The sequence below is a fragment of the Frankia nepalensis genome (assembly GCF_016786325.1).
In the GTDB taxonomy this organism is placed as follows: domain Bacteria; phylum Actinomycetota; class Actinomycetes; order Frankiales; family Frankiaceae; genus Pseudofrankia; species Pseudofrankia nepalensis.
The window spans coordinates 1-13,474 of the sequence record NZ_JADWYU010000122.1 but is presented as its reverse complement, the minus strand read 5'-3'; the positions used below and the strand labels follow the sequence as shown (position 1 = coordinate 13,474).

General features: G+C 74.2%; 10 protein-coding genes. 6 read left to right on the top strand and 4 right to left on the bottom strand.

The genetic code is table 11. The annotated features are described in order from the left end of the window. The first annotated feature begins 78 nt into the window (after nt 1-78). Genes I6A81_RS16035 through I6A81_RS16025 form a run of 3 tightly spaced genes read left to right on the top strand, consistent with a single transcriptional unit; the run spans nt 79 to nt 2,496 of the window. Nucleotides 79-1,374, top strand: a complete 1,296-nt coding sequence (locus I6A81_RS16035) for an amidohydrolase/deacetylase family metallohydrolase (RefSeq protein WP_407661315.1) — start codon at nt 79-81, stop codon at nt 1,372-1,374. 31 nt (nt 1,375-1,405) lie between these two features. Further along, the gene (gene fdxA / locus I6A81_RS16030) at nt 1,406-1,759 is read left to right on the top strand and encodes a ferredoxin (RefSeq protein ID WP_203005846.1); all 354 of its coding nucleotides are present in this window, start codon (nt 1,406-1,408) and stop codon (nt 1,757-1,759) included. A gap of 20 nt (nt 1,760-1,779) precedes the next feature. After that, nucleotides 1,780-2,496: a hypothetical protein gene (locus tag I6A81_RS16025; RefSeq protein ID WP_307874700.1), complete on the top strand. Its 717-nt coding sequence runs from the start codon at nt 1,780-1,782 to the stop codon at nt 2,494-2,496. A gap of 195 nt (nt 2,497-2,691) precedes the next feature. Here the strand turns inward: I6A81_RS16025 and I6A81_RS16020 are convergent, their stop codons facing one another. Further along, the gene (locus I6A81_RS16020) at nt 2,692-4,269 is read right to left on the bottom strand and encodes an adenylate/guanylate cyclase domain-containing protein (protein ID WP_203005848.1); all 1,578 of its coding nucleotides are present in this window, start codon (nt 4,267-4,269) and stop codon (nt 2,692-2,694) included. A 557-nt stretch (nt 4,270-4,826) separates the two neighbouring features. Here I6A81_RS16020 and I6A81_RS16015 point away from each other — a divergent pair. Further along, the gene (locus I6A81_RS16015) at nt 4,827-7,046 is read left to right on the top strand and encodes a sensor histidine kinase (RefSeq protein WP_203005849.1); all 2,220 of its coding nucleotides are present in this window, start codon (nt 4,827-4,829) and stop codon (nt 7,044-7,046) included. A 68-nt stretch (nt 7,047-7,114) separates the two neighbouring features. Here I6A81_RS16015 and I6A81_RS16010 read toward each other — a convergent pair whose 3' ends face one another. Beyond that, entirely contained in the window at nt 7,115-7,909 is a 795-nt protein-coding gene (locus I6A81_RS16010; RefSeq protein ID WP_203005850.1) for an SDR family oxidoreductase, read from the bottom strand. 271 nt (nt 7,910-8,180) lie between these two features. Next, nucleotides 8,181-9,536: an ABC transporter substrate-binding protein gene (locus tag I6A81_RS16005; protein WP_307874699.1), complete on the bottom strand. Its 1,356-nt coding sequence runs from the start codon at nt 9,534-9,536 to the stop codon at nt 8,181-8,183. An 858-nt stretch (nt 9,537-10,394) separates the two neighbouring features. Between I6A81_RS16005 and I6A81_RS16000 the strand changes: the two genes are divergently transcribed. Further along, the gene (locus tag I6A81_RS16000; protein ID WP_203005852.1) at nt 10,395-10,814 is read left to right on the top strand and encodes a hypothetical protein; all 420 of its coding nucleotides are present in this window, start codon (nt 10,395-10,397) and stop codon (nt 10,812-10,814) included. Nucleotides 10,815-11,084: 270 nt separating this feature from the next. Here the strand turns inward: I6A81_RS16000 and I6A81_RS15995 are convergent, their stop codons facing one another. Then, nucleotides 11,085-12,014 carry an LLM class F420-dependent oxidoreductase gene (locus I6A81_RS15995; protein ID WP_203005853.1) on the bottom strand — a complete coding sequence of 310 codons (930 nt, stop codon included), beginning with the start codon at nt 12,012-12,014 and terminating at the stop codon, nt 11,085-11,087. 591 nt (nt 12,015-12,605) lie between these two features. On the opposite strand from I6A81_RS15995, the gene I6A81_RS15990 reads away from it, so the two are divergent. Beyond that, nucleotides 12,606-13,367, top strand: a complete 762-nt coding sequence (locus I6A81_RS15990; RefSeq protein WP_203005854.1) for an SDR family NAD(P)-dependent oxidoreductase — start codon at nt 12,606-12,608, stop codon at nt 13,365-13,367. The last annotated feature ends 107 nt before the right edge of the window (nt 13,368-13,474 follow it).

Here is a 13,474-nt window from a genome sequence, read left to right as displayed (position 1 = left end):
GTCTCGTGGGCTCGGAGTTGTGTATAAGAGACTGGCCGGGTAATCGACCCGGCCGCCGGACTCGACACGATCGCGGACGTGGTCTGCGCCGATGGCGCGATCGTGGCCGTCGCCCCGGACGCCGGCGCCGCCTACCGGACCTCCCAGGGCTCCGCCGGCCCGGCGGGGACAGCCGAGGTGATCGACTGCGCGGGACTGGTCGTCACCCCGGGGCTGATCGACCTGCACACGCACGTCTACCCGGGTCTCGGCAACTTCTGCGTCCACCCGGACCGCGCCGGCGTCGAGGTGGCCGTCCCGGTCGTCGTCGACGGCGGCACCTCCGGCGTGCAGACGCTCGGCATCTCGCGCGCCTTCGTCGAGAGCCCGACCGTGCGGACCCGCGTGCTCGCGTTCATGGACCCGTGCCTGCTCTACCTGGCGACCAAGGACTTCATCGCCCACCGCCTGGAGATCGCCAACGACCCGCGCAACCTCGACCTGGAGCTCGCCGCGGCGACCATCGAGGAGCACAAGGACTACGTCATCGGCTTCAAGGTCCGGGCGACGACCACCGAGGACGACCGGGTCTCGCCGTTCCTGGAGGGCGCCAAGAGCATCGCCGGCGACCTGCCGATCATGATCCACCTGGGCAAGTACCCGTACACCAAGAGCCTGACCAACCTGGACGCGCTGGCGGCGCTGCGCCCCGGCGACATCGTCACGCACGCCTTCCGCGGCCACTCGGGCGCGCTGGTCGACGACGGCGGGGCCGCGCCGCCGGCCGCCGCGAACGTCAGAGTCCACCCGGTGTTCGCGGACGCGGTCGCCCGCGGCGTCCGGCTCGACGTCGGCCACTCCGGCACGGACTTCCGGTTCGCCTCCGCTCGAGGACTGCTCGACCTCGGCTACCCCCCACACACGATCAGCACGGACCTCAACCTGTTCAACGAGAACGGCCCGGTCTACTCGCTGCCCGAGACGATGTCGAAGATCTGGTCGTTGGGCGTCTCGCTGGCGGACGTCATCGCGATGGCGACGGTGAACTCCGCGGCCGCCATCCACCGCTCCGACGAGTTGGGCACCCTGGCCGTCGGCCGGGCCGCCGAGGTCAGCGTGCTGCGCGTCGAGGAGGGCCCGGTCGCGTTCTCCGACGGCTTCGAGACGGTCGCCGGCGAGCGCCGGCTCGCCCCGGTCGGCTGCCTGCGGGCCGGCACCTGGATCGAGGCCACCGGCCCGTTCAGCGCCGCGGCAGCCCGCGCCGCCGCCGAGGCCGCCAACGGCAACGGCAACGGCGGCCTGCCGCGCCGCCGCGCGGGCATGGCAGCCGCCGAGGCCGCCAGCACCGCCGCCGCGCTGGGCATGCCCGGCCCCGGCTCCCTGGCTTCGCGGTGACCCAGGCGTCCCGGTAGAAGGCGAGACGACGATGGCATACGTGATCGGCGAGGCATGCGTCGACGTCATGGACCGTTCCTGCGTCGACGACTGCCCGATCGACTGCATCTACACCGGTGAGCGCAAGCTCTACGTCCACCCCGAGGAGTGCATCGACTGCGGCGCCTGCGCCCGCAGCTGCCCGGTCGACGCGATCACCTGGGACCGCGACCTCGACCCCTCCGAGCCGGACAGCGCGCACATCGCCGACGCGACGGCGTTCTTCTACCAGCCGCTGCCTGGCCGGCCCAGCCCGCTGCGCGAGCCCGGCGGCGCCGCCGCGCTCGGCCCGGTCGGCGTCGACACCGCCCTGGTCGCGGCCATTCCCCGGCAGGGAACCCCATGAGGCGGAACGAGGGCACAAGCGTGACTGAAGCTGTCAGGACGAGCGCCGCGCGCCGGCCGGGCGCCACCGCCAACGAGTTCTACGACCAGCTGGTCGCCGGCCTGGAGGCGGCGAGGGCGGCGCTGCCGGACGACGAGGCCACCTTCTTCAACCGGCCGATGAGCGACGCCGAGCTGATCGAATGGCTCTGCTTCCAGGCGTACTACGAGAAGCGGGCGGCCGAGTTCATCGGCCGCTGGCTCGCCGACACACCGGAGGACGACGCGTTCGCGCTGCTCGCCCGCCAGGTGCGCGACGAGGCGCGGCACTACCAGCTGCTGATGCGCGCCCTCGACCGGCGCGGCGTGCGCTCCCTCGACGGATGGCGGCCGGAGCCGGAGTGGGAGGAGTGGATCGACCACTGGTACCCGTCCGGCGCCGACACCCTGGAGCGGGTCGCCGCGCACAACGTCACCGGCGAGATCGGCGCCGCGGGCGCCATGGTCGCGGTCAGGCCGCGGCTGCCCGCCGACGTCGCGGCCGCGATCGACAAGATCCTGCCCGACGAGCAGTTCCACATGCGCCTGGGCCGCACCGTGCTCGCGCGGTACTGCGTCACCGACGAGGCCCGGGAACGGGTCCTCTACCGCGCCCAGCGCACCTTCGAGCTGGAGCAGGCCGGCCGGGCCGCCTACAACCGCCGGATGGCGCGCCTCGGCCTCACCGACCTCGACGCGGCCACCCCGCCTTTGGCCTGACCCGACGCCGACCAGCCGAGGAGCCGGACGGCCCGAAGCCGGACGACCGAAGCCGGACGGCCGCGATACCCGGAAATCGGACGCCGCGAATCGGACGTCCCGGCAGCCGGAATCGGACGGCCGGCTCCAGGCCGGCTGGCGCCGCCGGGAGCCGTGTGCCCGCGGCGGCTGGCCGGCCGCCGCGGGCACCTTCGGTCAGGTGCAGCGGGTGGGCAGCGACGCCGTGACGCGCGGGCGCGGGCGCGGGGAGAACGGGTGGCTGCTCGCCGCCGGTCGGGACACAGCCGGCCGGGCACCGACGACCACGTGGGCCGCGGCGCCCGCCGGGGTGGGCTCGGGAATGGGAAGCCGGACCGGCTCGGCCGGCGCGAGGCGGCCCGCAGGCCCGGCCACGGATGGCACCGCCGGCGCGGGCACCCGCACGGGCGCCGGGCCGAACCGGGCGGCGACGTCGGCGGTGGTGACCCGCTCGTCGGCCAGGTAGGCCGAGACGGCGCCCGCGCGTCCCTTCACCGTCAGCGGCGGCAGCGGGATCAGCGCGGCCGCGGCCGCCGGGGGCAGCGCGAGCGCGGTCGGCTCGGACAGCACGGTCTGGCCAGGCTGGGCGAACGCCTGCAGCCGGGCGGCCAGGTTCATCGTGTCGCCGACCAGGGTGTACTCCCGGCGCGCCTCGGAGCCGAGCAGCGCCGCCGCGACCTCCCCGGTGCTGACCCCGATTCCCAGCCCGAACGGCGCGAGGCCCTCGAGCTCCCACCGGAAGTTGAGCGCGCGCTGGCGGGCGTGCATCGTGGCCGCGGCTCGCGTCGCGCTGGTCTGGTGGTCGTCGCAGGGGTTGGGAGCGCCGAAGACGGCGATGACGGCGTCGCCGGCGTATTGCAGCACGGTGCCGCCCTCGCTGAGGATCGCCGCGTTCATCTCGCGGCGATGCGCGTCGAGCAGTCCAGCGAGCACGATCGGGTCGGTCCGCTCGGCGATTGTCGTGTAGCCCCGGATGTCCGACATCAGGACGGTGACGACGAGGCGCTCGGTGCGCTGCCCGGCGCCGGCGTCGGCCCGCAGCTTCTCGGCGAGGCCGCCCGGCAGCAGCCGGGACAGCGCCTCGCCCTCCTGGTCGCGGCGCACCAGCGCGGCGTGCAGCATGCGCAGCTGGCGCAGCGCGCCGGCCCGGCCGTTGCTGGCACCCTGGGCGAGCCGCAGCAGCGTCGTGTCGATCGCGGCGTTCACCGCCGCCGGGGTGTCGCCGCGGCTCTCGGCGATGGCCCGGATCGAGCGGCCCTCGGCCACCTCGCGCAGCAGCCGCTCCTGGTCGTCGGTGAGGTCGGCCGCGTCCCGCACGGGGCTGAGCACCGCCGCGACGATCTGGGGGTCGAGCATCGACGCCCCGGCCGCCACCTCGCGGATCGCCCGGACGAGGAGCTCCGGGTCGGCGAGCCGCTCCTTGAGCAGGTAGGCGCAGCCGCCCGCGTCGGCGCCGGCCAGCAGGCCGACGGCGTACTCCGGCTCGTCGTACTGGGAAAGCAGCACCACGCCCGTTCCCGGGGCATGCTCGCGGATCTCGCGGGCCGCGTCGATGCCCTCGTCGGTGAAGGTCGGTGGCATGCGGATGTCGGTGACCACGACCTGTGGGCGGTGGTCGTGGGCCAGTTGGACAAGCTCGTCGCGGTCGGCGGCGACGCCGACCACGGTCACCCCGGGCACCCGATCGAGCAGCGCCCGCACTCCGGCGCGGACGATCAGGTTGTCGTCCGCCAGCAGAACCCCGATCTGCTCCATGGTGCTAATTCAGCCCTGTTGGTGACCCGATGCACAGGGCGGTGGGCCCACCGGCACGGTGGTGCCAGCACCACCCTTCTTCCGGTGACTGCCCAGAAGAGGCCGGCGCGGCCGGACCAGCGACCTGGTAGTCCGGTTCTTTCCGCCTGCATACACGATTTTCGGCTAGACCGACCGGCACCGATCACGCCGCGTGGCGGCCCGCGGGCTCCCGACTCCGCCGCGCCGCTCTGGACGACTTGGGGTAGCTCAGGTTAATTGGATACGGTTCCACCCGGTCACTCGACCAGAAACACCATATGACCTGCGCATGCATGGGGATACCACTCGGCACCGTAGTGCGGTCTTCGCGGAAGGTTACCCGCGAGCCCGCGCTCGGGCGTAGCGAGCGCGCTACGCTCCGGCGGGAGCCTGGCGCTGCTCCCCGACCCAGCGAAACCGTGCCAGGGCCTGACCACATCGGGGTGGTGACGCTGAACAGCGACAGGGTTCCTGCCGGATCGGCGGAGCCGATCTGGGAGGTCGGCGATTCCGCCACTCGCGGCTGGCTGGAGGCTATGCCTGACCCAGCCGTCGCGGTCCGCGCGGACGGCAAGATCGCCGCGGTGAACGCCCGCGCCGCCGCGCTTTTCGGCTACGCCCACGACGACCTGGTCGGCCAGCCGGTCGCCGCGATCGTCCCCGCCGGACTCACCGGGGTCGGCCGCCGCCGCGACGGCTCCGCCTTCAACGTGGCCGTCGAGCTGACCTCGCTGCCCCCGTCCGCCCCGCCCTCATCCGCGCCGTCCCCATCCGCCGCGGCCGCGCTCGACCAGACCACCGTGCCCGCCCGGCAGCCCCGCCCGGTGGCCCGCCAGGACGGCACGGTCCCCGGGCCGGCCACGCCGCCGCCGGCCCCGACGCCAGGCGGGCCGTGCGCGTGCGGCCTCGCCCAGGGCGGCGCCGACGCGGCCCAGTCGCCGGCGAGCCTCGGGCTGCTCGCCGGCACCGTCGCGCACGACGTCAACAACCTGCTCTCGGTGATCAGGAACTACGCGGCGTTCGTCGCCGAGGCGATCGACGCCGCGGTGGCCCCCAGGCCCGCCGGCGCCGCCAGGGAGGGCTCGCCGTGGCCGGCCGGCGCGGCGGTTCCCGGCGACTGGGCGGAGATGCGCCGGGACGTCGAGCAGATACAGCGGGCCGGCGAGCGGGCGGCGGAGCTCACCGCCCAGATGCTCGCCGCGGTGCGCCCGAACGTCGCGGACCGCCGGCTGCCCGGACCGGCTTCCGGACCTCCCGGACCGCTCGTCTCCCGGCAGACCTCCCAGATCGCCCACCTCCCGGCAGACCTCCCAGATCGACTTCGCCCATCCGGCGGGGACCAGGCGGCCGAGCCGGCGGGGACCCCGGGCTACGCCGATCCGGCGGGGACCGGGTCGCCGATCTGGGAGGAGCCCCGGATCGAGCAGGAACCCTGGATCCAGCACGGACCTTGTCGCCCAGCCGCCGGGGACCCCGGGCCGCCCGCCGCCGGCGAGGTGGATCTCAACGTGGTGATCCGTGAGACGGTGACGATGCTGCGCCGGCTGCTCGGCGAGCGGATCGTCGTCCAACTGGAGCTGGACGACACCCTCTGGCCGGTTCGCGCCGATCCGGCCCGGCTGGAGCAGGCCATCATCAACCTGGCGATGAACGCCCGCGACGCGATGCCGGACGGCGGCACCCTCGCCCTGATGACCGGCAACGTCATCCTCGGCGGCCCGCCGGACGCCGCCTCCCCCATGGGGGGCGCCGGCCCGGCCAACGCCGCGCACGCCAACCAGGCGCACGCCACCGGGGCGCCGGACGCGGCGGGCCCGCCGGACGCCGGCGCGCCGCGGCCGGACACCGTGGCCCAGGCCAGCCAGCGCCGCTACGTCAGCGTCTGGGTCACCGACACCGGCACGGGAATGACCCCGGCGGTCCGGGCCCGCGTCTTCGAGCCCTTCTTCACCACCAAGCCGGCTGGCGCCGGCACGGGCCTCGGCCTCGCGGTGGTCAGCGACGTCGTCAGCCAGGCCGGGGGCGACGTGCGGATCTCGTCGACCCTCGGCCTCGGCACCAGCGTCAGCCTGCTCCTCCCGGCGATCGACCCGCCGCCCGCGAACCAGCTGGCCGCGCTGCCGGCGGCGGCCTCCGCCGCCGGGCCGGGCCACGCTCCCGAGGCGCCCGACGCGCCTGTCCCGCCTGGCGTCCCCTCAGGCACGCCCGCCCCGCACGCCGCCCGCGACCCGGCCGCGACCCTCTGGCGGCCCTCCCGGATCGCCGGCCTCCCGTCAGGCCTCCCAGCGGCGGGCCTGCCCGACGGGCTTCCAGGCCCGCCGGACCGGCTTCCAGACCTGTCCTACGGACTTCCAGGCCTCTTGGATCGGCTTTCAGACCCGCAAGACCGGCTCCCGGACCTCCCAGCTCACTTGCCTCCCAGCAGACCTCCCAGCAGACCTCCCAGCAGACCTCCCAGATCGGCTACGCCGATCCGGCAGGAACCCCGGGCTACGCCGATCCGGCAGGAACCCCGGGCTACGCCGATCCGGCAGGAACCCCGGGCTGCGCCGATCCGGCAGGAGACCTGTCGCCGGTCCGGCGGGAACACCGGATCCAGCGGGTACCCCGGGGACTCCGGGCCCCGCCGATCCGGCCAGGCCGCGGCCGCCGATCCGGCGGGAATCCCGGCGAACTCGGACGGCCCGTCGATCTACCCCCACCGGGGAGGCGTCGGCGCGCCCCGGCCCTTGTCCTACGCCTCCCTGTTGTCCTGACAGGATCTTGTGGAGTCCGGGCCGGGCCAGGCCAGGCGGTCCGGGCAGGCCCACCGGTCCAGGCCGGGTCAGCGGCCGCCGCTGACGTCCAGGAGGGCGCCTGTGGCATAGGACGCCTCGGGCAGGCAGAACCACAGGATGGCCGCGGCGACCTCCGCCGCGGTGCCGGCCCGGCCGACGGGAATCAGCGGGCCGAGCTGGGCTGCCCGGTCCGGCTGGCCGCCGCTCGCGTGGATCTCGGTGTCGATGACGCCGGGACGGACCGCGTTGACCCGGATCCCCTCGGCGGCGACCTCGCGGGCCAGTCCGATGGTCATCGTGTCGATCGCGCCCTTGGAGGCCGCGTAGTCGACGTATTGGCCGGCCCCACCCAGCCGAGCCGCCACGGACGAGACGTTCACGATGGCGCCGCCGCGCCCGCCGTACTTCGTGGACATGCGGCGGACGGCAGCACCCGCGCAGAGGAACGAGCCGATGACGTTGACCGCCAGCATCCGCTCCACCCGTTCGGGGGACATCTCGTCCACCCGGGCTCGCCGGTCGACGATGCCGGCGTTGTTGACCAGGACCGTCAGCGGGCCGAGCTGGTCGGCCGCGGCGAACAGCGCCGTGACGTCATCGGCCGAGGCCACATCGCCACGCACGGCGACACCCCGCCCGCCGGCCTCCTCGCAGGCGGCCAGCACCCCGGCGGCGGCCTCCTCATCGGCGCGGTAGCTCAGGCAGACGTCCCACCCGTACCTGGCGAGCTCGACCGCCGTCACCGCCCCGATCCCCCGGCCGCCGCCGGTCACCACCGCCACGCCCCGGTTCGCGCGGCCACGGGAGTCCCCGGCCGCCCCTTCGGCCTCCGTCTCGCTCATCCGCCGCCTTCCCGCAGAAGTTCCCAGCACCCTTTCACCCGCCGGGCGACCGGAGCCCGCCCACGGGCGCGGGCGTGCCGGCCCGGCGCCGCCGCGAACGCCCCCGCCCCCGCCCGCGAGCGCGAGCGCGAGCGCGAGCGCGGCGCGCTACAGCGCTTCCCGTGGGTCTGTCGGACGCACCCCGCCACGCCGATCCTCGCGTGAGCGGCCGCGGCGGTCCCGCGCCGTCAGCGCGCGGACCCGCCGGCGGCGCAGCGTCGCCCGGCGAGCGTCACCCGGTCGGCTTGGCGGTGGCGGCCGCCTGTGGCAGCAGGCTGCCGCAGGTCAGGGCGGTGTCGACCTGGTACTTGCCCGCCGTGAGCTGGGCGAGGGCGAAGCAGGGCGGGGTGGCCTCGTGGTTGAGCGGCCAGCGGGTCTCGGGGACGGTGTCCTCGACGTAGTAGCTGAAATCGCCGCCGTTGAGCTTCTTCAGGAAGGTGTCGACGGTGAGGTCGCGGCCGGTCGCCTCCAGCGCCGCCACGAACATGTCGGCCGACCAGTAGCCGGCGAGCGCGGGCAGGGTCAGCGGCTGCTCCGGCGCGTACTTCGCGAAGTCCGCCACGAGCTGCTTCAGCGCCGGCGTGTCGGCCTCGACCTGGGCGAACTGCAGCAGCGTGTGCGCGCCGTCCAGGGCGGGGAAGCCGGCGAGGCGTGGGTCGTAGCCGACCAGGTTGAGGGTGTCGCCCTGGTAGCCGGCGGCCTGGAGGGCCTCGGTGACCTTGGTCGTCGAGGCGAAGTCGCCCGGGAAGATGACCAGGTCGACCGGCCGGCCCTGGTTCGCGGTCATCAGGTCGTTGATGATCGGCGTCGCGTCGTTGAGCCCGGACAGCGGGATCGGCGACTTGTCGTACACCACCGGGATGCCGGCGAGCCGGATACCGCGGACGACCGCGTTGACGCCGGCGCGGGAGGCGTCCGTGTCGAGGCCGAGGACGGCCACGGACTTCGTCTTGGCCTCCGCGATCGGGCCGAGGATGGAGGTCGCGACCAGGCCCCAGGTGGTCGCGTCCACCTTGGGCGGGTCGGCGAGCAGGCAGCCCGTGATGCCGAAGCCTGTCGCCGTGTCACAGAACGCCGTGTCGATGCCCCAGCCGAAGAACGGCACCTTCTGGGGGCAGGTCGCGTCCAGGAAGTTCGCGAACACGGTCATCGTCGGCACGACGGCGAAGACCTGGTCCTGCTCGACCAGCGCCTGCCCCTCCTGGCCGTTGCGGGCCGGGTCGAGGGCTGAGTCCTTCACCCCGATGAAGTCGATCGCGCGGCCGGCGACGCCGCCGGCGTCGTTGGCCCGGGAGAACCGGACCTTGGCGCCGACGTCGGCGCCGGCCATGGAGCTGGTGGCGACGGCGGTGAGGTCGGCGAGCCCGCCGACCTTGACGGAGGTGTCGGTGATCCCGCGGGTCGGGTTCGGTGCCGCGCCCGAGCACTTCAGCGACGCCGCGTCGACGCTGAAGCCGGCGGCGTCCCAGCCCTCGGCCGGTCCCGGGGTGAAGTCGGTCAGATCCACCGTCCGGCCCGGGTCGCTCGACCCGCCGTCGGCCGAGCCGCCGCAGGCGCTCATGGCCGCCAGCGCCGCCACCGCCGCCACGACCGCGACCGTCCGCCGCCCCCGGCGGCCGTCGCGCCGTGGACGGCCCGTCCGGGCAGGGCTGCCAGTAGCCATCGCGACCACGCCTCCAGGCTGGGTGTCCAGAAATCCGCGCTCTCGGCGCCCGCCGGCCCGCGGAGGGCGCCCCCCCCGGAGCGGCCCGCCCAGATGCTGCCAACCGGGGAGGCCCCGACATAACCCCCTTCGGGAGTGAGTTTTCTCGCGAATTCAGCGGACATCGAATCCAGTGATTGCGCGGACGCAAGGGCCGGAAGACCGGATCTGGCCAGAACTTGTGCCATCCAGCGCCAGATCTGGCGCAGATCTTGCAAAGGCCGGGCCGGCCTTGTCATGATCGCCCGACGCCTGGGGAACCGCGGGCAACGCCGCGTCGCGGCGACCAGATCCACGAGCAGCTGACGATCAAGGGGTGACGCGCCGGTCCAGGCTCCAGGAGATCCGCGCCAGAACTCCCGGCGCCACCGCCAGGACCCCGGCGGCCACGGGGGGTGGCCACCGACCGGCGATCGCGCTTCGGCCCTCCGGTGGTCATCAGCGGATCGGACGGCGGCCCGCGAGCATCACGGACAGCGACCAGGCTCGACCCGGTCACGAGATCGACGGGTCGCCGCCGCGGCCGGAGCGCGCCGGCGGGACCTGGGCCACTGGCACTTCGGCCGCTGGTACCCGGGCCGCTGGTACCTGGGCCGCCATCTCGCGGCACCCGGCGGCTGCCGCGCCCGGATGTGGGTATAGATGGCGGGGAACGAGACGCAACTCACTAAGGCTTTCGCTTGTCTATGAGGTGCGTCACAATCGGGCATCAGAGCGGTGGTACGGCATACCCGAGGAGGGGCCGTGGAGCAGGCCCAAGATCGATCGGTCTCGACCAAGGTCGAGACCGGGAGCAGTGTGATCGTCGGCTTGCGCGCGGGCGACGCCGCGGAGCTGGCGGACATCCTGCTCGCGGCCGAGCTCGCCGCGAAAACCGGATCCAGGCTGGTGGTCATCGCCGAGCGCGACCGCTGGGCGAGGTTCGCCCGCTGGACGTCCGGCATGTACTGCGCGTTCGGCATGGACGGCGTCGCGCAGGCCTCGCACACGGCGGAGCGGGCCGTGCAGGACGACCTGTACGAGCGGGTCGCCGGCGTGGTCAGCCTCGTCCCGGTGGAGTGGTCGCTGGTCTGGGCGGCCGGCTCGGCCTCGCGCGCGGCGGTCCGTTATGCCCGCCGCAATCCCACCCTCTTAGTCATGTTCCGCCCGCCCACCGGCCGCTGACCCGCCGCCGGCACGACGCCGGCGGCGGCAGCGGCGGCGCGTAGGCCCGCCCGCGCCGGGGCGGCCCAGGTCACGACGACCAGGGCCGCGACGACGCACGCCGCGACACCCCCCGGGCCGCGATGACCCACGCCGCGGCGGTCCGATTCACAGCTGTCCGATTCACGGCGGTCCGATTCACGGCGGCCCGATTCACGGCGGCCCGCTGCACGGCGGCCCGCTGCACGGCGGCCCGCTGCACGGCGGCCCGCGCCGTGAGCCCGCCCGGGCTCACACGTGCGGGAGGACCTCCGCCGCGAGCAGGGCGACGTGGTCGAGGTCGTCCATGTCGAGGACCTGCAGGTAGATCCGGTCCGCACCGATCTTGGCATAGGCCCCGATCCTGTCCACGATCTCGCTGGGCGTGCCGGCCAGACCGGCCTCCCGCAGCGTCGCCAGCGGCTGCCAGGCCGCCTCGGCGCGGCGCGCGAGCTCGGCCTCGTCCCGCCCGCAGCACACCGTCAGCGCGACCGACAGCTTCAGGCTGTCCGGGTCGCGGCCGAGCTCCTCGCAGGCCTTCCTCGTCTGGTCGAACAGCCTGGCGGCCTCCGCGAGCGGCTGGAACGCGGCGTTGTACTCGTCGCCGTACGTCGCCGCCAGCCGCGGGGTGCGCACCGGGCCGAACCCGCCGATGATGACCGGCGGCCGGGGGCGCTGCGTCGGCTTGGGCAGCGCCGGGCTGTCGGCGAGCTGGTAGTGGCGGCCCTGGTAGCTGAACGTCTCACCCGCCGGCGTCGTCCACAGCCCGGTGATGATGTCGAGCTGCTCCGTGAGCCGGTCGAACCGCTCGCCGAGGGACGGGAACGGCAGGCCGTAGCCGGTGTGCTCGGCCTCGTACCAGCCGGCGCCGAGGCCGAGCTCGACCCGCCCCCCGCTCATCTCGTCGACCTGCGCGACCGCGATCGCCAGCGGACCGGGATAGCGGAACGTGGCGCTGGTCAGCAGTGTGCCCAGCCGGATGCGGGTGGTCTGGAGGGCGAGGCCTCCCAGCGTCACCCAGGAGTCAGTCGGCCCCGGGCCGGGATCGCCACCACCGATCCGCGCGTAGTGGTCGGAGCGGAAGAAGGCGTCGAATCCGCCTTCCTCGGCGGCCCGCGCGACGCCGAGTTGCTGGGCGTAGGTATTGCCCTGCTGTGGCTCCACAAAGATCCGAAGGTCCATGCTTTCCTGCCTACCACCGCGGACGCCCGGCTCAGCGGCCTGCCACGGGTTCCCACCGTTAGATGGGCCACCCCGGCCCCGGTCCAACGCGGCCCGAGGCGGCTTGGCGCGGCCCGAGGCGGCCCGGCGCGGCCTGGCCGCGACCCGAACGCGGCCCGACGCGGCCCGACGCGATCCGAGGCAGCCTGGCTCGGCCTGGCTCGGTCCGGCGCGGCCTGACGCGGCCCGACGCGACCCGAGGCAGCCTGGCGCGTCCTGGCGCGTCCTGGCGCGGTCCGGCGCGGCCTGGCGCCGGACGGCCACGATGGCTAGTGCCGTACCCAGCGACGTTCGCCCGGCCGCTGACCACCCGTCCCGTGAGTGGCGGCTCGAAGTGTCCGCCAGAACGCGAGCCAGGGACCGCGCTACCGCGGACACTTCACCGGCACCGGCACCGGCACCGGCACCGGACCACGGCACCGGACCACGGCGCGGGCAAACCTTCGCTGAGGCGGCACCAGAACCCGGCCGTCGGTCGTCAGCGGGGCGCGTGGCCGCCGGATCCACGAGTATTGGTTTCACCTAGCAACTTCCGGATGAGGGGGTAACCGCGTGTCCGTGCTGGACCGGTTCCGTCTGGACGGCCGGGTGGCCGTCGTCACCGGGGCGTCCTCCGGCCTCGGTGTCGCCTTCGCCAAGGCGCTCGCCGAGGCCGGCGCGGACGTCGCGCTCGGCGCGCGCCGCGTCGAGAAGCTCGAGGACACCAGGGCGCTGGTGGAGAAGGTCGGAAGGCGGGCCGTCGCGGTACGCACCGACGTCACCGAACCGGCCGACTGCCAGGCGCTCGTGACGGCCGCGATGGACGAGTTCGGCCGGGTGGACATTCTGGTGAACAACGCCGGCATCGGCAGCGCCGTGCCGGCGACCCGCGAGACCCCGGAGCAGTTCCGCTCCGTCGTCGACCTCAACCTGAACGGCTGCTACTGGATGGCGCAGGCCTGCGGACGGGTGATGAAGCCCGGCAGCAGCATCGTCAACATCTCCAGCGTTCTGGGGATCACCACGGCGGGCCTGCCGCAGGCGGCTTACTCCGCGAGCAAGTCGGGCCTCTTCGGCCTGACCAGGGATCTGGCCCAGCAGTGGGGCACCCGCAAGGGCATCCGGGTGAACGCGCTGGCTCCCGGCTTCTTCGCCACCGAGATGACCGACCAGTACCCGCCCGAGTACCTCGAGCGGCAGGCGCCCAGGCGGCTGCTGGGCCGCACGGGCGACCCCGAGGAACTGGCCGCCGCGCTGCTCTTCCTGGTCAGCGACGCCGGCGGCTACGTCACCGGCCAGGTCCTCACGGTCGACGGCGGCGTCTCGATCACCTGATCCACCTGGGCACGTCCCGTGGGACGCGCCCTAGGGCGTGTATCTGGTTGCGATCTTTTCGTGATCGATTTTCGTGGTGGTTCCTGGTCCGGTAGAGCCCCGTGTAT

Excerpts from the sequence above, each read along its gene's own strand:
- I6A81_RS16015 (WP_203005849.1), top strand. The coding sequence starts at position 4,827 with ATGCCTGACCCAGCCGTCGCGGTCCGCGCGGACGGCAAGATCGCCGCG.
- I6A81_RS16010 (WP_203005850.1), bottom strand. The coding sequence starts at position 7,909 with ATGAGCGAGACGGAGGCCGAAGGGGCGGCCGGGGACTCCCGTGGCCGC.
- fdxA (WP_203005846.1), top strand. The coding sequence starts at position 1,406 with ATGGCATACGTGATCGGCGAGGCATGCGTCGACGTCATGGACCGTTCC.
- I6A81_RS15995 (WP_203005853.1), bottom strand. The coding sequence starts at position 12,014 with ATGGACCTTCGGATCTTTGTGGAGCCACAGCAGGGCAATACCTACGCC.
- I6A81_RS16020 (WP_203005848.1), bottom strand. The coding sequence starts at position 4,269 with ATGGAGCAGATCGGGGTTCTGCTGGCGGACGACAACCTGATCGTCCGC.